The organism is Mucilaginibacter sp. P2_A5, from assembly GCF_056404995.1.
The window spans coordinates 76,908-95,506 of sequence record NZ_JBFUCY010000025.1; the positions used below are offsets into that span (position 1 = coordinate 76,908).

14 protein-coding genes are annotated in these 18,599 nt (G+C 42.9%); 11 read left to right on the plus strand and 3 right to left on the minus strand.

Going from position 1 to position 18,599, the window contains the following annotated elements; genetic code table 11:
- Window positions 1-121: 121 nt before the first annotated feature.
- Together AC1DXF_RS20985 and AC1DXF_RS20990 are read right to left on the minus strand one after the other, a co-directional pair.
- Window positions 122-877 carry a LytR/AlgR family response regulator transcription factor gene (locus AC1DXF_RS20985; RefSeq protein WP_477450660.1) on the minus strand — a complete coding sequence of 252 codons (756 nt, stop codon included), beginning with the start codon at window positions 875-877 and terminating at the stop codon, window positions 122-124.
- A complete protein-coding gene (locus tag AC1DXF_RS20990; RefSeq protein ID WP_477450661.1) occupies window positions 874-1,950 on the minus strand; it encodes a sensor histidine kinase in 1,077 nt (358 codons plus the stop codon). Before AC1DXF_RS20990 ends, AC1DXF_RS20985 begins: the two co-directional genes overlap by 4 nt.
- Before the next feature lie 344 nt (window positions 1,951-2,294).
- Between AC1DXF_RS20990 and AC1DXF_RS20995 the strand changes: the two genes are divergently transcribed.
- Entirely contained in the window at window positions 2,295-5,141 is a 2,847-nt protein-coding gene (locus AC1DXF_RS20995) for an outer membrane beta-barrel protein (protein ID WP_477450662.1), read from the plus strand.
- 161 nt (window positions 5,142-5,302) lie between these two features.
- On the opposite strand, the gene AC1DXF_RS21000 is transcribed toward AC1DXF_RS20995, so the two are convergent.
- Complete coding sequence (locus AC1DXF_RS21000; RefSeq protein ID WP_477450663.1) at window positions 5,303-6,553, minus strand: hypothetical protein; 1,251 nt, start codon at window positions 6,551-6,553, stop codon at window positions 5,303-5,305.
- 160 nt (window positions 6,554-6,713) lie between these two features.
- Here AC1DXF_RS21000 and AC1DXF_RS21005 point away from each other — a divergent pair, with 160 nt between their 5' ends.
- The 10 genes from AC1DXF_RS21005 to AC1DXF_RS21050 all read left to right on the plus strand — a co-directional run bounded on the left by AC1DXF_RS21005 (window position 6,714) and on the right by AC1DXF_RS21050 (window position 18,239).
- Entirely contained in the window at window positions 6,714-7,589 is an 876-nt protein-coding gene (locus AC1DXF_RS21005) for an AraC family transcriptional regulator (RefSeq protein WP_477450664.1), read from the plus strand.
- A 120-nt stretch (window positions 7,590-7,709) separates the two neighbouring features.
- Window positions 7,710-10,130 carry an ABC transporter permease gene (locus AC1DXF_RS21010; protein ID WP_477450665.1) on the plus strand — a complete coding sequence of 807 codons (2,421 nt, stop codon included), beginning with the start codon at window positions 7,710-7,712 and terminating at the stop codon, window positions 10,128-10,130.
- Window positions 10,131-10,423: 293 nt separating this feature from the next.
- Window positions 10,424-10,756, plus strand: coding sequence for an L-rhamnose mutarotase (locus AC1DXF_RS21015; RefSeq protein WP_477450666.1), 333 nt, complete (start codon window positions 10,424-10,426; stop codon window positions 10,754-10,756).
- Between the two features lie 31 nt (window positions 10,757-10,787).
- Entirely contained in the window at window positions 10,788-12,137 is a 1,350-nt protein-coding gene (locus AC1DXF_RS21020; RefSeq protein WP_477450667.1) for an alpha-L-fucosidase, read from the plus strand.
- A gap of 105 nt (window positions 12,138-12,242) precedes the next feature.
- On the plus strand, window positions 12,243-13,901 hold the full coding sequence (locus AC1DXF_RS21025) for a UxaA family hydrolase (protein ID WP_477450668.1): 1,659 nt from the start codon (window positions 12,243-12,245) through the stop codon (window positions 13,899-13,901).
- A 115-nt stretch (window positions 13,902-14,016) separates the two neighbouring features.
- Window positions 14,017-14,781 carry an SDR family NAD(P)-dependent oxidoreductase gene (locus tag AC1DXF_RS21030; protein WP_477450669.1) on the plus strand — a complete coding sequence of 255 codons (765 nt, stop codon included), beginning with the start codon at window positions 14,017-14,019 and terminating at the stop codon, window positions 14,779-14,781.
- 6 nt (window positions 14,782-14,787) lie between these two features.
- A complete protein-coding gene (locus AC1DXF_RS21035; protein ID WP_477450670.1) occupies window positions 14,788-16,083 on the plus strand; it encodes an alpha-L-fucosidase in 1,296 nt (431 codons plus the stop codon).
- 9 nt (window positions 16,084-16,092) lie between these two features.
- Window positions 16,093-16,938 (plus strand): fumarylacetoacetate hydrolase family protein, encoded by an 846-nt coding sequence (locus tag AC1DXF_RS21040; protein WP_477450671.1) that lies wholly within the window; start codon window positions 16,093-16,095, stop codon window positions 16,936-16,938.
- Window positions 16,931-17,761, plus strand: a complete 831-nt coding sequence (locus tag AC1DXF_RS21045) for an amidohydrolase family protein (protein WP_477450672.1) — start codon at window positions 16,931-16,933, stop codon at window positions 17,759-17,761. Before AC1DXF_RS21040 ends, AC1DXF_RS21045 begins: the two co-directional genes overlap by 8 nt.
- 265 nt (window positions 17,762-18,026) lie before the next feature.
- Complete coding sequence (locus AC1DXF_RS21050; protein ID WP_477450673.1) at window positions 18,027-18,239, plus strand: hypothetical protein; 213 nt, start codon at window positions 18,027-18,029, stop codon at window positions 18,237-18,239.
- Window positions 18,240-18,599: the final 360 nt, after the last annotated feature.

Genomic DNA, 18,599 nt, shown 5'->3' on the forward strand with positions numbered 1-18,599 from the left:
AAAGGAGCCTCACCTAAATCCTCTCCAAAGGAGAGGACTTTTGATTAGCATGTAGGAAAGGTTCGATTATATTTTCCGTGATTTTTAGAACCCTCTCCTTTGGAGAGGGCAGGGTGAGGCTTTACACCCACTTACTCAAAAATACCCCGAAAGCATCCTTATACTGATCGCCAACGGTAATGTTTACCTTGCCAATTTGCAGTGCGTTGCGGGTAATGGAGTTTATCTTATCTAACGATACAATGAACGAGCGGTGTACCCGCATAAAACGTTTTGATGGCAGTTTCTCTTCCAATGACTTTAAACTGGTGAGCGAAAGCAGGGCTTTCTCGGTGCCTTGCAGGTATATTTTAACGTAATCTTTCAGGCCCTCTATGTACAGGATATCTTTAAGCGCTATGCGTACCAGTTGGTACTCTATCTTTAAAAACAGGTAATCGTCCTCAATGCGGTGCTCTTCGGGCGCGGCTGTTGCTGCGGGGGCTGGGCTGGTTGAGCGCTGTAACAGTTCGGCATAACTTAATGCTTTGTTTGCGGCGTGCAAAAACTCTTCGTAATTAAAAGGTTTAAGCAGGTAATCCAGCGCGTCAACTTTATAACCTTCAAGGGCAAACTGATTGTAAGCGGTGGTGAAAATGATGCGCGGTTTATTGGTCCCGCGGCTATCCAGCACACGGGCCAGCTCGATGCCGTTTAAGTTGGGCATCTGTATATCCAGGAAAATAAGGTCAACTTTTTGGTCCTGCAAACCAACCAGCGCTTCAACCGCACTGCTATAGCGGCCTTTAAGTTTTAAAAAGGGCGTTTGTTCAATAAAGGCGCAAACCAGGCCTAAGGCCAGGGGCTCATCATCAACGGCTATGCAGTTTAATATCATGACAGGTTGAGTATTAAGTGAACTTTATAGGTGTTTGCGTCGACATCTTCCTTTATATCCAATGTGTATTTGCCGGCATAAAGCAAATCTAAACGGCGCAGGGTATTGGTAAGGCCAATGCCTTTGTTTTCTTCCAGGTTGGGGTTGGCGTCTTTATAAATGGAGTTTTCTACCCTTAGTTCCAGCATCTCGGCATTTTGTTCAACGCTGATGAGGATTTCGCTCGGTAGCGTAGCGCTGATGCCGTGTTTAAAGGCATTTTCAACAAATGGTAAAAATATCATGGGAGCAACAGTCATGTCATTAACCACGGCGGGGGGATTGAATGTAACCGTCACTTTATCGGTAAGGCGCAGTTCCATCAGGCTGATGTAGTCTTTTATAAAGGCTATTTCCTGGCTTAGCAGGGCGGCGCCATGTTGGGTATCATATAACACATACCGCATCATCCGCGAAAGCTGGTGAATAGCCTTGCGCGATGTATCTGCATTAATATGGGTAAGCGCGTATATGTTGTTTAGCGTATTGAAAAAGAAATGCGGATTGATCTGCGCTTTCAGGAATGATAACTCCGAGCTGATCTTATCCTGTTCTAAAGTCTCGCGTAGCCTGATATCGGCCTGCCATTTTTGAATAGCGGTAATGCTGGTGCTGATACCCAATACCAATGCCATAATAAACACAATTACAAAATCAAAAATATGATTTTTGCCGCCACCCTGTTTTGGCGGCCTGTTGTGTTTGTGCGTAGCTGCATCCATTAATTGGTGCATATTTAATGCACTGTCGAAAAGGTTGTTTAAAAAATATATGGCTATTATTAACCCAATGATAATCAGGAAGTACATTCCGGTGCGGTTTTTTAATAGATATACCGGCACAAGTACAATAGAATTGACATAGAAAGCAACCACCAGCACAACAATAACCAAAGCCTGTTTTACCCAGAATTGATAAGGTAATATAATATTCCAGGTAAGGGGCTGATATAAAAGCAGCGCAAAAACCAGTACGGCCCATATTAATACGTGAATCAGGATAGTAATCGTAGTGCTTTTTGATTTGAGGCTCATTGCTGGTTATAATCAGAAGTCAAGATACGAGAATCAAGACTATTTATGTTTTTTATTTTTCGACAGAAAATCTTGACCTGAAGATTTTCGATGGCGGTTTAATAATCGTTCAATATTACTAAACCAATTGGCTATCAATCAACCATAATCGCCTAACAGGCATAACTTGCCGACAAATGGCCAAAATTAACCGTTAAATAATGTTATTGGAGTTTAAGGTGGCAAATACATGGGTTTATAGGTGAAAAGCGTGCCTTCGTCTACGTTTGTAGTGCCCCTGTCTATTGCGTTTTTGGGGGCGATGCTGATGTTATTGCTTTGTGTTGTTAATAAGCCACAACACCATGAAACTTAAATCTACATATCTGATAATCGCAGCACTGCTGTTTAGCCTCACAACCTTTGCCCAAACGGGCAGGCGGGTTAGGGGAACTGTCACCGACTCGACCGGGGCAATCTTACCGGGTACTACTGTTAAATTGCTAACAGGTACCGATAGTACCAAAGTAATTACCGATAGTAAGGGTGCATTTACCTTTGATGATGTAAAAACAAACCAGTTTAGCCTGGTTTTAAACTCGATAGGTTACCAGGGGTTGCGCCGTCGTTTTGTGTTGGATAATGCCAGCACCCCTGTATTGTTAAAGCCAATCATTCTTAAAAATGACACTTATATGCTTAACACGGTTACCATATCTGATGTTAACCCGGTAAAGCTTAAAGAGGATACGGTTGAATTTAATGCCGCGGCTTACCCGGTTCGTGATAATGCCCCTGTGGAGGATGTAATAAAAAAACTGCCCGGGGTTGATGTAGATAAAGACGGCAACATTACCGCACAGGGTAAAAGCGTAACCAAAGTAAGGGTAAACGGGAAAGACTTTTTTGGTGGCGATGTAAAATCGGCCACCAAAAACCTGCCCGCCGATATTGTACAAAACATCCAGATTATTGATGATTACGGCGATCAGGCCAACCTTACCGGCGTAAAAAGCGGCGAGCCCGAAAAAATACTGAACATTACCATAAAGCAAAGCAAAAACTATGGCTACTTTGGCCAGGCCAGCTTAGGTGGGGGCCGCGACGCTATCCCCGGCATCCCTAACAGCCAGGAAGGGAACCGATACGTGGCGTCGGCAAATTTTTTCAAGTTTAACGGCGATCAGCAACTGGCCTTTTTGGGCAACTTAAATAACACCAATACCAACCTGTTTAGCTTTAACGGTGGTGGTCCAAGGGGTGGCGGCCCGGGTGGGCCTCCGGGGGGCAACAGCAGTAACTCCAACGGTATTACTACAGCCCGGTCATTTGGCCTTAATTACCGCGATAGCTGGGGCAAAAAAGTTACCGCTTATGGCAGCTATAGCTTTGCCGATAACTCGATATATACCATTAACAAAACCATTCAAAACAACATATCTACATCAAACCCAAGCACCAACACCAATAACAATACCCAAAACAACGAAAAGCTGAACCATCGCTTCAACTTCAATATCGAAATTAAGCCCGATACGGTTAACTACATAAAAATTACACCGTCATTTGCTTACGCGCGGGTAACTACCACACAGTTAGGCAGCAGTTTGCTGGTTAATAACTCGCAAACCATAACTAACTATAATTTTGATACCTACAGTAATCAAACTGAGCCAAATTATGGGGCCAATGTGTTATTTAACCATCGTTTTGCCCGCAAAGGCCGCAACTTTAGTGTAAATGTTGGTGCAGGGTCATACAAGATCAATAAATACCAAAACCCGGTTTACACTTACCTTGATGGGGCTGCAAATGCGCCGTTAAACCAGTTTATAAATACCAACAGCCGTACCGATAGTTTGGGTACAAGCGTATCCTTTTTAGAGCCCATAAGCAAAAAAGGTTATGTTGAATTAACATATGCCTACCACTATGCCTATACCACTGCCGATAAACTGACCGATACACTGAACGTTGACGGGGTTACCAAAGATTATTATGGCTTACTGAGCAATAATTACAACTCCACATTTATTACCAATCGTTTTGGAGTAAACTATCGCTTTATCGATAAAAAATATAATTACACCTTAGGTGTGGTTGCACAGCCGACCATACTTCGGGGGCAATCCTTAACCAACGGTGCTTCACCAACAGATAGTCATACTTTTAACTTAGCGCCCAATGCCAGGTTCATTTATAACTTCTCGCGCAACCAATCGTTAAGCTTAAACTATAACGGGGTGAGCAACCAGCCAACTTATACCGAGCTACAACCTGTTACCGATTTTAGCAATGCATCATACCCCGTACAAGGTAACCCCGATTTAAAGCCGGAGTTTAATAACAACCTATCCATCAGGTACAACAAGTTTAATTTCGAGAGCGGCAATGTGTTTTTTAGCAATTTATCTTTCACAACTACTGATAATAAGATAGTGGCCAATACCATTAATTACCCTAAAACGTACACACCAAACAGCAAACTGGCCGGAAGTATTTTAACCCAGTATTTAAATGCCGATGGTTACTACTCGGCACAAGGCTTTTATGTATTTGCCAAGCCATGGGAAAAAAGAAAATATAATTTATTCTTTATAGGCAACATTGCATACAACAATAACATCTCTTATATAAGTAATGTAGATTCTGCCAGCTATGCCATGACAACCGAGAAAAATATTGCAAAAAACCTGGTGCTGTCACAAGGCGTCAGATTCCGGTTGAGTATTACTGATGTTGTAGATGCCGAGGCTAGTACAACCTATGCGGTAAATAAATCGAATAATTCGATCACTACGGCCAATATCAATAATAATTTCAGTTCGCTTAACCTGGGTATCAACGGCAAAAATTATTTGTGGAAAGATTGGACAGTAAGCTACGATTACTCGAAAATGTTTTATTACGGTTACAAAGGTGCAACCAATCCCAATATATTAAACACCTATGTTGAACGCAGGTTTCTGAAAGGAAATGCGGGTACTATCCGCCTATCGGCAATGGACGTGTTTAATCAAAATACGGGTTATACCAGCACGCAGAGTGGCAGCTATGTAACCCAAACCAGCAGTAACAGGCTGGGCAGGTATTATTTGTTAAGTTTTACACTTAAGCTACAGAAATTTGCAGGCAAGAAACCAACAATGGGGCCTGGTGGTCCGGGTGGCCCTGGCCCGGGCGGACCACCTCCGGGCGGCGGGCCGTTTTAATGAGGGATAAAGCCCCAAACGATATTTAAAATCTGGCCATCCCTGAGAAAGATGGCAAGCAATGATCATACGCGAGGTTGATCTGGATTTAGTTGATGTTATTGGTTTAAGCAATAACGGAGCGTCCCGGAGGTGAGATACCGGGACGCTTTTCTTTTACTTTAAAACTCGTAGTTAATGCCCGCTTTAATGCTGTTTGCATTTATAGTATAATTCTTGCTATTGGTAATAGCTGCAGGGGTGGAATAAGAAACATATATATCCACTTTTTTACCTAAAGTTACACCCAGCTTAATAGGAAAACTGATCAGTCCCGAACTTAGAGAAAGGTAGTTGGACATAGTTGTTTGAAGATGGCTGTTGTAGATAGAATTGCCCGTGGTTTTTACGAAAGTATAGGATATACCGGCGTCGATAAAGAATTTAAAATCGTTGGTGTTATAAATGTTGTATACCACCTGCGGGTTAACAATAACTAAAAATTCCTTTACATTAAAATCAGATTTTGGTATATCCGGCTGGTTATAATAAAGATCTACCGAGTTCTTATACGCCGCTCCGGTAACCATTATTTCGCCACGTACAATGAGTTTGCCAACACTTGGGTTTGGATATAAATTTATGCCTGCTGCCACTGCGGGGTACACAGATGTTGTGTTTTTAGCGTTGTAAAATTGGGTACCCTGGCTGGTGCCCGGGCTGGTTGTAAACAGCGTAGCATTAACACCCACGCCGGCAAAAAATTTCCACGCCGATTTACCACCGTAGGTTTTTTTATCTACAGTAATATTGTTAAGCTTTTGGGAAATGTTTTTCAGGTCGGGTAAACTATAAGTAGCATTTTCTATTTCGCGTTTTAATTTCTCCGATGCCGGGTTATATTTAATGGCCAGGTCATACAGTTGTGGTATGTAAATATTTTCGCTGCGGGTTTGTACGCCGTGATCTGGCAAATAGTAAATCCGGTAAACAAGTTCCTTAACCTGATCGGTTTTATTATCAGCGATAAAAAACCTGGTTTTTTTTGCATCGATGTATGAATACAAGGTTACATTGGGTCCATTTTGCTCCACTCTTAAAAATACCACATCCTGCTTTTTAGTTGAGTCTATACCAACTTGCAGCTTTGATATATTGGTTTCATCCATGCTGATCTCGCCGGAATACCTTTGATAAATAGATGAATTAAGCAATTCAAAATAGCTTATGTCATCTACCGTGTAGGTTTTAACACCTGCAGTGCCTCTAAATTCGATGCTTTTAGGATTACCAAACCATTCTTTCTGGTTTATTTCGCCGCGCAGGGTGTCGCCTTTAAGCGTTACCACGTAACCGGGTTTGTAATTGCTTTGTGCTACAGAAAATAAAGGCAAAAGCAATGCCGGTAGCAGTAATTTGTAATAAGGTTTCATTAATGAATAATTGGGTTTATCAGATGGCAATATATTAAAATATATCGTGTAACTTGAGCATAGTGCTTGCTCTTTTTTTCAAACGACTAAAAAAATACTATAATCAGCTTTTTTTACAATTATTGATTATATTTAGCGCATAAATTGTAAATTAAGCTGAATGAAACCGCTGTTACTAAAAGTTTCATCGGGCCCTGCACACTCGTTTAGTGTTCGGCACGATGTATTGCCCGATATTAATAACCGCTGGCATTGCCATCCCGAACTGGAATTGATCTACCTGAAAAAAGGTAGCGGTACGCAGTTCATAGGCGATAGCATCAAACAATTCAAATCGGGCGATATGGTGTTGGTTGGCCCCAACCTGCCACACTACTGGCGTTTTGACGATTTATATTTTACCCCCGGTGAAAATAAAAATGGGGTAGAGGTTTTTGTTGTACACTTTTGCGAAAACTTTTGGGGCGAGCAATTTTTACAACTACCCGAAAATAAACTGATCAAGGTGTTGCTCGAAAAATCAAAACGCGGGTTGCAGGTTACCGGGACGGCAAAAGAAAAAGTAGCCGCCCAAATGGCCGCTATGCTAAGTACCGACGGCGCCGAGCGGATTATTATGCTGCTGAAGGCATTAAATGCTATTGCCACCAGCGCCCCTTCGGCTTATATGGCCTCTATTGGGTTTAAATACGATCATAACGATTCGGAGAATGACCGGTTGAACAATATTTATGAGTACTCAATGCAAAATTTCAGGAAGAAGATTTACCTGGACGAGATTGCCGAAATAGCCGGCGTAAGCTCCAATTCCTTTTGCCGCTACTTTAAATCAAAAACCCGTAAAACCTTTTCGCAGTTCATCATCGAAATAAAAGTAGGTCACGCCTGTAAATTGTTGATAGAGGACAAGCTGAATATTAAACAATTATGCTACGATAGCGGGTTCAATAATTTTTCAACCTTTCACAAACATTTTAAACTGGTAACCGGCAAAAGCCCGCTGATGTACCAGAAAGAGTTTATTAAGAATTCGTGAGCCCCACCCAAACCCTCCCCGGAAGGGAGGGTTTTTTATTGACAAACATAAGTCTCCCCTTACGGGGGAGATTTAGAGGGGGCTGATTTTTTTCTTATATTTAGCAATCAACCGTTACATATGATCCGCAATATCCTCCTGGTTACTTACCGCAATCTGGTTAAAAACAAGGTTTATACTTTTATTAATATAATTGGCCTGGCATTGGGTCTGGCGGCATTTATTTTGATTTGCGCCTACGTTAATTTCGAAAAAAGTTTTGATACGCAGCATCCCGATGCCAATAATATTTACCGGGTAGAGAGCCAGTTTTACAAAGGCGATAACCTAACCGATAGCTGGCCTACGAGTACCAATGGGTATGCACCGGCCATGAAGGCCAATTTTCCGGAAATAGCCTCTTATACCCGTATAAACTGGAACAGTGCTGAACGTGTTGTGCGGTACAACAACATCAAGTTTCGTGAAGAACATGCTTGCTTTGCCGATAGTAACTTTTTTAATTTTTTTGCCTATCCCTTATTGCAAGGCGATAAGTTTACGGCGCTCAACCGTATCAATTCGGTAGTTATTTCGGAGTCGGCGGCAAAAAAATATTTTGGGAATGCCGATGCCATGGGCAAGATATTGGATATAAGCCGTTTGGATAATACCCTGCATTGTATGGTTACCGGTGTTTTTAAAGATTTGCCAGCAAACTCCACCATGCAGTTCAGTATGCTTATCTCATGGGCAAACACTGCTGAATTTGCCAAAAACTTTTGGTACCAGCATGAAAGCTATACCTTTATAAAACTAAAGCCCAATACTAATATCCCGGCGCTGGAAGCTAAATTTCCGGCCCTTGCCGAGCATTATAAAACCGGCCCTTCGCTCAAAGAGTTAAAATGGGCCATCCAACTGGTGCCGCTGGCCGATATTCATTTAAACCCCGCCAAACCGTACGAAATTGAGGCCAAAGGCAATCGCTTTGCTGTAAATTTTCTGAGTATTATTTCGTACGTTATCCTGCTGATAGCCTGTATTAACTACATTAACCTGGCTACTACCAAATCTGTCGACAGGGCGCGTGAAGTAGGCATCCGTAAAGTTAGCGGCGCTCATGCGCCACAATTAATTATGCAGTTTTTAACAGAATCGGTTATCATCAATGTTATAGCATTATTGATGGCAATTTTGCTGGTAATAGTAGCCAGGTATGGCTTAATACATTATTTATATGGCGCGGGCAGCTACGGGCTTCTTTTTACCGGCCCGCTGTTATTGAAAATTACCATGGTGTTTATTGGCAGTATTTTGCTTTCGGGTATTTATCCTGCTACGGTGCTGGCCAGGATGAAGCCTATAGCCGTACTTAAAGGCCGCTTTGCATTTTCAAAAAGCGGGGTGTTACTGCGCAGGGGTATGGTGGCTTTCCAGTTTATGGCATCGGTACTGCTTATAGCGGCAACTTTTGCAGTGTACAGGCAAATAGTTTACATGAGCAGCCAAAACACAGGTGTAAATATCAACCAGACCATTGTCATCAAAACACCGGTTAATACGCCAGATTATGGTCAAAAAATTGCAGCTTTCAAAAACACCTTAATAGGTTTTTCCGGCGTAAAAGCGGTAACTATTTCGGGCGCGGTTCCCGGTAAAGAGGTAGGCATGTTTTTAGCCAACAGGCGTTTTGGCGCACCAAAATCAGAGGAACGTACTTACGAAATGCTAAAGGTTGACCACGATTTTATGCAAACCTATGGTATGCAGCTGATAGCCGGCCGCGCTTTTGATAAAAGTCGCCCAGCCGACTCTGTCGGTGTGGTGATGAATGAATCGGCGGTAAAACAGTTTGGTTTTGCTTCGGCTCAGGACGCCGTTGGTAAAAAGGTGTGGGTAGAAACCATCGATAAACACCCCGAGGAAATTATTGGCGTGATAAAAAATTATCACCAGCAATCGTTACAGCAAAAATATACGCCGCTTATTTTGTTTATGGATCCGGCGCTATCCTGGATTCCGTCGAGTTATTTCTCTATCAAAGTGAGCCAAAATAATATGCCGCAAATGTTTGATAACATCAAAGCTACATGGAATAACAGCTTTCCCGAATCATCATTTGATTTCTTTTTCCTGGACGATTTTTACAACCGCCAATACCGGCAGGATACGCAATTTGGCCATTTGTTTACCTTGTTTTCGTCGCTGGCCATTTTTATTGCCTGTATCGGCCTGTTTGGTTTAACGGCTTATTCGGCAGCGCGGCGTACCAAAGAGATTGGTGTACGCAAAGTGCTGGGGGCATCGGTACAAAGTATTATCTCGTTACTCACCTGGGATGTGGTAAAACTTATCCTGGTATCCAGCCTGGTAGCTATCCCGCTGGCATACATTTTTATCAGCGAATGGTTAAACAGGTATGCCTTTAGGGTGCAGCTTACCTGGTGGCAGTTTGTGTTACCGGTATTTGCATTAGTGGCGATAGCTGTGGCTACTACATTTTACCTCACCTTCCGGGCTGCGCTGGCAAATCCCACCAGTTCGTTAAGGAATGAATAAGCCCCCTCTAACTCTCCCCGGTAGGGGAGTGTTAAGGTTAAGCAAGTCTTAAATTTTTCTGTCGCGAAGATTTAGGCGGTATATCATCTTCTGGCTACTATTATCGTACACATTTGAGTCAAAGGCAACGAAAAGAGATTGAAAAAGGGAAAATAAAAAGTCTCCCTTACCTGGGGAGATTTAGAGGGGGCTCCTATGCCAAAAAAGCTGAATGTTTTAACCATTTTATACCAACTATTTACCTGTAAACTTTATTTCTTTGTATAACCGATATACTACTTTTAAATCTATTTATGGCCCGCAGATATTGTTTAACGCTTGATTTGGTTGACGATGCCAATTTGATTGCCGAATATGAAAAATACCACCAGGCTATCTGGCCCGAGATTCATAAAAGTATTACCGATTACGGCATCACCAATATGGAAATTTACCGCTTTGATGTGCGCCTGTTTATGATCATGGAAACCGATGATACTTTCAGCTTCGAAAAAAAATCGGCCGCAGATGCCGCCAACCCTAAGGTGCAGGACTGGGAAAGCCTGATGTGGAAATATCAACAAGCTGTTAAAGGCGCCCAAAAGGGCGAAAAATGGGTCTTAATGAATAAAATATTTCAGCTATAAATAATAACCTGTCAACTAAATTATACATCTCATGTTCAAAAAACTTCAATTATCCATGCTCCTGGTGCTGGTTGCCGCTATGTCGGTATCGGCGCAACAAAAAATGATTGGCAACGAAACCGATGCCCAGAAAGATAAGCGTATGGAGTGGTGGAAAGACAGCCGCTTTGGTATGTTCATTCACTGGGGACTATACTCGGGCGCGGCAAGGCATGAGTGGGTAAAGCATAACGAAAAGATTGACAATGCCGGTTACCAGAAATATTTCGATCAGTTTAATCCCGATTATTTTAACCCGCAAAAATGGGCCAGGCAAGCCAAAGCTGCCGGTATGAAATACGCGGTGCTTACCACCAAACACCATGAAGGGTTTTGCCTTTTCGATTCAAAGTATACCGATTATAAAGCGCCTAATACACAAGCCAAACGCGATTTGGTACGCGAGTATGTAAACGCTTTTAGGGCTCAGGGGCTAAAAGTTGGTTTTTATTATTCATTGTTAGACTGGCACCACCCCGATTACACCATTGATGAGATACACCCGCAATCGCCAAAAGATAAAAGCGACGCCAGCTACGCCAAGCTGAATAAAAACCGCGATATGGCCAAATACAGGCAGTATATGCGCAACCAGATAACCGAGCTGTTAACCAACTATGGCAAAATTGATATCCTTTGGCTCGATTTTTCTTTCCCGCGTGGTGATGGGCATGGCAAGGGTAAAGACGAGTGGGGATCTGTTGAACTGCTAAAACTGATCAGGAAATTGCAGCCCGGCATCATTGTAGACAACCGCCTTAACCTGGAAGAATATAAAGATGGCGCTGATTTTGAAACCCCGGAACAGGTAGGCACTGCCGAACTGGCCAAATACCGTGGTAAAACATGGGAAACCTGCCAAACATTTTCGGGTTCATGGGGATACTATCGCGATGAAAACACCTGGAAAACCCACCGCCAATTGTTGGATTTGCTGATAACTTCTGTAAGTAATGGCGGTAACCTTATCCTTAACGTAGGCCCAACAGCCCGCGGCGAATTTGATTACCGCGCCACAAATGCGCTGGATAGTTTGGCACATTGGATGCATGCAAACGATAAATCAATTTACAACTGTACTTATGCCCCGGATACTTATAAAATACCCGAGGGTTCAAAACTTACTTATAATAAAGCAACAAAAAAACTATACGTGCAATTGTTTGATTACCCCAAGGGTAAGCTGATACTACCTGGTTACGCCGGGAAAATTAAATATGCGCAGTTTTTAAACGATCATTCGGAGTTGTTGTACAAACCATCAGGATCTGACGATTTGGAGGTTACCATGCCCGCTAAACCGCCGTATGAGATACCGGTTATTGAATTGTCACTTAATTAAATTAGTTCATGGATCATGGTTAATAGTTCATAGTAAGAGCGTACTTTTTCGCTGTGAAATAATTACCATGAACCATGGTCTATGAACCATGAACCAAAAAATATAATGTCGCAAAAAGAAACATTTTTAAGGATTCACCCACATGATAATGTGCTGGTAGCGCTTCAAAACCTCGAAGCCGGCACAATAATTAATTTTGAGGGCGAAAACTTTCCGCTGGTTGACAGTGTGGCCGCCAAGCACAAATTTGCTATTAACAAATTGGCACAAGATGCAGAAATTTATATGTACGGTGTATTGGTAGGTAAGGCCACGGTAACTATACCTAAAGGCGGTTTGCTTACTACGGCCAACGTACACCATGCCTCGGAGGGCTTTCACTTAGGCGAGCGTAAGCTTAACTGGCACCAGCCCGATACCACAAATTTTGCGGGTAAAACATTTAACGGTTATCACCGTGCCGATGGATCGGTAGGTACTGCAAATTACTGGATAGTAGTACCGCTGGTATTTTGCGAAAACCGGAACATCCAGGTTTTAAAGGAAGCTTTGGTTGATAAGCTTGGCTATAAAAAAGCTAAAAGCTATGAGGGCGATGTAGAGCAGCTAATGGAGCTTTACCAGGCAGGTAAATCAGTTGAAGAGATCCTGAATGCCGATATTCAGGTAAGCGCTGATAAACCTAATTCAAAACGCCTGTTTAAAAATATCGATGGTATCAAATTCCTGAACCATAGCATGGGCTGCGGCGGCACCAAAGACGATTCGGATGCTTTGTGCGGATTGATTGCAGGTTACATCACCCATCCAAACGTTGCCGGGGCAACGGTGCTGAGCCTTGGTTGCCAGCACGCGCAGGTTAGCATATTACAAGCCGAAATAGCCAAACGCGACCCGGCCTTTAACAAACCAATGGTAGTGCTGGAGCAGCAAAAATTAGGCACCGAAAGTGAATTGCTGAACCAAGCCCTTAAACAAACTTTTGCGGGCCTGGTGCAAGCTAATCAAACCCAACGACAGCCGGCACCGCTTTCAAAACTATGCATTGGTATGGAGTGTGGGGGGTCTGACGGATTTTCGGGCATTTCGGCAAATCCTGCTTTAGGATATGTATCAGATATGCTGGTAACCATGGGCGGCTCGGTTATTCTGGCCGAATTTCCGGAGCTTTGCGGGGTAGAGCAGGAACTGAGCGATCGCTGTGCCGATGAGGAAACCGCCAACCGCTTTATGCAGCTGATGACTACCTACAACGCCCGCGCCGAGGCCGATGGCTCTGGCTTTTATGCCAATCCCTCGCCAGGTAATATCAGGGATGGGTTAATTACCGATGCCATTAAATCGGCCGGGGCAGCCAAAAAAGGTGGCACATCGCCGGTAACCGCGGTATTGGATTATCCCGAAAAGGTAACTAAGCCCGGGTTAAACTTATTATGTACCCCCGGCAGTGATGTGGAAAGCACTACGGCCGAAGTAGGATCGGGCGCTAATATAGTTTTGTTTACTACTGGTTTGGGCACGCCTACAGGTAACCCCATTTCACCTGTAATTAAACTATCAACCAATACGGTAATGTTTGAGCGTATGCCCGATATTATCGATATTAACTGCGGTACCATCATCGAGGGCGATGAAACCATTCAACAGGCCGGTGAACGGATCCTCGATTATGTAATACAGGTAGCCAATGGCGAAATTGAACCAAAATCAGTAAAATTGGGCCAGGACGATTTTATACCATGGAAAAGGGGAGTGTCGTTGTAAGCCCCTCCCAAACCCTCCCCGGTAGGGAGGGCTTTAAAAGAATTTAAATAATTGTTAATTTAATCAAACAAAAAGTCTCCCCTGCCGGGGGAGATTTAGAGGGGGCCATGGGCTTATGTTCAAACTAACCAATAAATCAGCAGTAATAACCGGCGGTGGCAGCGGGATAGGCAGGGCAATGTCAATACTTTTTGCGCAGCAGGGGGCCACAGTTCACATTATCGAACTAAATGATAAAGCGGCGGCCGATACCGTTGCCGAAATAGAGGCCGCCGGCGGCAAAGCCAAAGGCTATGCCTGCGATGTAAGTAACCAGCAACAAGTGGTAGATACCTTTACAGGCATTGGTGTTATTGATATTTTAATCAATAATGCCGGTATTGCTCATATTGGCCGTGCTGATACCACCAGTACCGCCGATTTTGAAAAGGTATTTAATGTAAACGTAAAAGGCGCCTATAATTGCCTTTATGCTGTTATCCCCATATTGAAGGCAAACAGGGGAGGGGTGATCCTGAACACAGCTTCAATAGCGGCCAGCGTTGGCATTACCGATAGGTTTGCTTACTCCATGAGCAAAGGCGCTATTCACGCCATGACGCTGTCGGTAGCGCGCGATTTCCTGCACGATAACATCCGTTGCAATTGTATTTCGCCGGCACGGATCCATACGCCTTTTGTGGATGGTTTTATCGCTAAAAATTACGCAGGCCAGGAAGCCGAGATCTTTGAAAAACTTTCAAAAAGCCAGCCTATTGGCCGGATGGGTAAATCGGAAGAAGTCGCTGCATTGGCCCTTTATTTATGCTCAGACGAGGCAGGCTTTATTACAGGTACAGATTATCCTATCGATGGCGGCTTTATCACCCTCAATAATTAAAAAATAATGATCAAAAAAATAGTAATAGCAAGTTTGCTTTTATTCGCCCTTAAGGTAAATGCGCAAACATCCGCCTACCTGCCTGCTGCTGAAAATATTGCTGCCAGGCAAAACTTTGACGATATGAAGTTTGGTCTTTTTATTCACTGGGGTATTTATAGTCAACTTGGGGCAGGCGAATGGGTAATGAACGAGAAGCACATTCCTTACGGTAGCTATAAAAGGCTTGCTGATTTTTTTAATCCGCAGGGTTTTAGCGCCCATGATTGGGTGCAGTTTGCCAAAAACGCGGGGATGAAATACATTACTGTTACCTCGCGGCACCATGATGGGTTCAGCATGTTTGGCACAAAGGTATCGTCTTATAATATTGTAGATGCCACGCCTTATCATCGCGACCCGATGATGGAATTAGCGCAGGAATGTGTTAAAGAGGGGATTGAACTCCACTTTTATTATTCGCTGCTGGATTGGGGCCGGCCCGATTATGGCTACGGCAACCCAATTGTAAATGGCCTGCCGGTAAAAGGCGACTGGAATAGCTACATCAGCTTTATGAAGGCCCAGCTTACTGAACTGATTACTAAATACCCAGGTGTAAAGGGCATTTGGTTTGATGGGGGCTGGGAACGTGATGTAAACTGGCATTATGATGAAATATACGGGTTGATACATAAGCTTAACCCGGCTATTTTGGTAGGTAACAACCATCACCTGGCGCCAAAGGATGGTGAGGATTTTCAGATGTTTGAAAAAGACCTGCCCGGTAATAATACCACCGGCTTTAGCGGTAAATCAGAAATAGGCACATTGCCCCTGGAAACCTGCGAAACCATTAACAACAGTTGGGGCTTTAATATTACCGACCGGAATTTTAAATCGGTTAGCCAGATTATTCATTACCTGGTTAACGCGGCCGGTCGTAACGCCAATTTCCTGTTAAATATAGGCCCCATGCCAAATGGGAAAATTCAGCCTGAATTTACCGATACCCTTGCTGTAGTGGGTAAATGGATGCAAAAAAACGGCGCCAGTATTTACGGCACACGCGGTAACGCCATTGCGCCGCAACCCTGGGGAGTGGTGACTTATAAAAACAAAACCATGTATGCGCACATTATGGCAATGCCAAAGCTGCCCTATATTTTTATACCACAAATAAAGGCTAAAATTGCAAAAGTAGCACTGTTTGGCAGCAGCGATAACCTTAAATTTAAGCAGCAGCCCGAGGGCGTTTTTGTGTACACAACAGGCATTGCGGCTGATGCCCATGATACTATTATTCAACTTACAACAAACTAACAAGATATTATGAAGCTTATCAGATTTGGCGAAACCGGTAAAGAAAAAACAGGTGTTATCCTTAACAATAAAAAATATGATACCTCGGCTTTTGGCGAAGATTATACGGAACAATTTTTTGAGACCGATGGCCTTGCCCGTTTAGCCGCATTTATAAAAAATGCCGATTTGCCGGAAGTTGCTGATGATGTGCGTTTAGGCAGCCCTTTCGCGCGTCCGTCGAAAATTATTTGCATCGGTTTAAATTATGCCGATCACGCGCATGAAACTAACGCACCGCTGCCACCCGAGCCGGTAATTTTTATGAAAGCTACCTCGGCTATTGTTGGCCCTAATGATAATGTAGTAGTCCCTAAAAATTCTGTAAAAACCGATTGGGAGGTTGAGCTTGCCGTAGTTATAGGCAAAAAAGCATCCTATGTTGATGAAGTCGACGCGATGAGTTACGTTGCCGGTTATGTATTGCACAATGATGTATCCGAACGTGAGTTCCAGTTGGAGCGTAATGGTACCTGGGATAAGGGTAAAGGTTGTGATACCTTTGCGCCGCTTGGCCCGTTTTTGGCAACTCCTGATGAGATTGAAGACCCGCACAACCTGCACCTTTGGCTAAAAGTGAATGGCGAAATTATGCAGTATGGCACCACATCAAACTTTATATTTAGCCTGCCGCAGGTTATATCCTATACCAGCCAGTTTATGACCCTTTTACCCGGCGATATCATATCTACAGGTACGCCCGCAGGTGTTGGCCTGGGTATGAAGCCACCGGTTTATCTTAAACCCGGCGATGTTATTGAATTAGGTATTGATGGTCTTGGCGAGCAAAAACAAAACGTAGTGGCATATGCTTAAGATAGATTCGCACCAGCATTTCTGGATCTTCGACCCCGTACGGGATAGTTGGATTGACGACCACATGGTGGCCATAAAGCGTGATTTTTCGCCTGTAGATCTGTTGCCTGTTTTACAACAACACGGCATAGATGGTTGTGTATCTGTACAGGCCAGCCAAACAGATGAAGAAACCATTTTTTTGCTGGATCATGCTGCCGCCAGCCCTTTTGTAAAAGGGGTAGTAGGTTGGGTAAACCTGAAAGCCGATGATCTTGAAAAACAGCTGCAGCGATATAAAAAATATGATAAGCTTAAAGGGTTCCGGCATGTTTTGCAATCAGAGGCTGATGACCAATACATGCTGCAACCGGCTTTCCAAAAAGGCATAGGGATGCTTGAAAAGTTCGGCTATACCTATGATATCCTGATATTTCCGCGGCATCTGCCCTTTGCTAATCAATTGGCAGGTAACTTTCCCAATCAAAAGTTTGTGGTTGATCATTTGGCAAAACCACACATTAAGGATAAGAAGATAAGCGATTGGAAAAAGGACATAGAAGCGTTGGCCAAACATGAAAATGTATCCTGCAAAATTTCGGGAATGCTCACAGAAGCCGACTGGGGTAACTGGAAAGTGGAGGATTTTACCCCGTACCTTGATGCAATATTTAACGCCTTTGGCCCCAACCGCGTCTTGTTCGGTTCCGATTGGCCTGTTTGCCTGCTGGCCGGCGGCTATGAAGGTACTATGCAGGTAACGCAAAGCTACACCTCAAAATTATCGGCAACTGAGCAGGAGCAATTTTGGGGAGGCAACGCCATCTCGTTTTATAATTTATAAGTACAACTTCAAATTAGGGGTTGAATTTCCGCCCTGATCTCAATAAACTTACGAGGTTTCCAAAACTTCGTAAGTTTTCAATTGACAGGACAAATATTCGCATTTTTTTGCCCCTAAACTGTAACATTCTCCTCGGCATAAACGTTAATAAAATGTTGGCACATATTTAGCTATGTATTGGTAACGATTACAGCTAAAATTATAAACCGTTAAGTTTTTTATCACCGTTTTAGATGTGCGTAGTAAATAATTTATTTTAAACGTTATGCCTGTTATATTTTTCCAAATCGCTGCACTGCTTGCCGTAATTTGTTTCTCGGTAGTTATGTTCATTTTACGCTCTAAAACGCGCAAAAAATCAAAATCTGTTACAAAATACAAAATTGATACCGATACCACCTATGCCCGTTACGCAATTAACGAGAATGGTTTCCTTGAAGAAATAAACGAAGGGAAATTATCAAAGTATAAAAATTAGTATCTGCACAGCAAGACATGTAAAAGACGATTGTTCTAATTAAAGGACAATCGTCTTTTTAATATAGTATCAAGTAGTAAGTATCAAGATTTTTCAGGGATAGTATCAAGTAGTAATGCGAATCAAGGGTTAAAAAGCTATAGAAACTTTATGGATTAAACACCTGATTATGAGCTTTTTATTTGTGATTTTATTTGTTTAAAGCCTTGAAAATCAGTATCTTAAAGAAGATTTCCACATCAAACTTTAAGAATGATTCCCAAGGCTAAAGCACTTAGACTAATCGCTATCTATTTACATATCTGCAAGTTACATAACGAAGAACTTCAATACTTATATCAAAGATACACCAATAATGAT

Excerpts from the sequence above, each read along its gene's own strand:
- AC1DXF_RS20995 (WP_477450662.1), top strand. The coding sequence starts at position 2,295 with ATGAAACTTAAATCTACATATCTGATAATCGCAGCACTGCTGTTTAGC.
- AC1DXF_RS21020 (WP_477450667.1), top strand. The coding sequence starts at position 10,788 with ATGTTCAAAAAACTTCAATTATCCATGCTCCTGGTGCTGGTTGCCGCT.
- AC1DXF_RS21050 (WP_477450673.1), top strand. The coding sequence starts at position 18,027 with ATGCCTGTTATATTTTTCCAAATCGCTGCACTGCTTGCCGTAATTTGT.
- AC1DXF_RS20990 (WP_477450661.1), bottom strand. The coding sequence starts at position 1,950 with ATGAGCCTCAAATCAAAAAGCACTACGATTACTATCCTGATTCACGTA.
- AC1DXF_RS21015 (WP_477450666.1), top strand. The coding sequence starts at position 10,424 with ATGGCCCGCAGATATTGTTTAACGCTTGATTTGGTTGACGATGCCAAT.
- AC1DXF_RS21010 (WP_477450665.1), top strand. The coding sequence starts at position 7,710 with ATGATCCGCAATATCCTCCTGGTTACTTACCGCAATCTGGTTAAAAAC.
- AC1DXF_RS21025 (WP_477450668.1), top strand. The coding sequence starts at position 12,243 with ATGTCGCAAAAAGAAACATTTTTAAGGATTCACCCACATGATAATGTG.
- AC1DXF_RS21045 (WP_477450672.1), top strand. The coding sequence starts at position 16,931 with ATGCTTAAGATAGATTCGCACCAGCATTTCTGGATCTTCGACCCCGTA.
- AC1DXF_RS20985 (WP_477450660.1), bottom strand. The coding sequence starts at position 877 with ATGATATTAAACTGCATAGCCGTTGATGATGAGCCCCTGGCCTTAGGC.
- AC1DXF_RS21035 (WP_477450670.1), top strand. The coding sequence starts at position 14,788 with ATGATCAAAAAAATAGTAATAGCAAGTTTGCTTTTATTCGCCCTTAAG.
- AC1DXF_RS21040 (WP_477450671.1), top strand. The coding sequence starts at position 16,093 with ATGAAGCTTATCAGATTTGGCGAAACCGGTAAAGAAAAAACAGGTGTT.
- AC1DXF_RS21000 (WP_477450663.1), bottom strand. The coding sequence starts at position 6,553 with ATGAAACCTTATTACAAATTACTGCTACCGGCATTGCTTTTGCCTTTA.
- AC1DXF_RS21005 (WP_477450664.1), top strand. The coding sequence starts at position 6,714 with ATGAAACCGCTGTTACTAAAAGTTTCATCGGGCCCTGCACACTCGTTT.
- AC1DXF_RS21030 (WP_477450669.1), top strand. The coding sequence starts at position 14,017 with ATGTTCAAACTAACCAATAAATCAGCAGTAATAACCGGCGGTGGCAGC.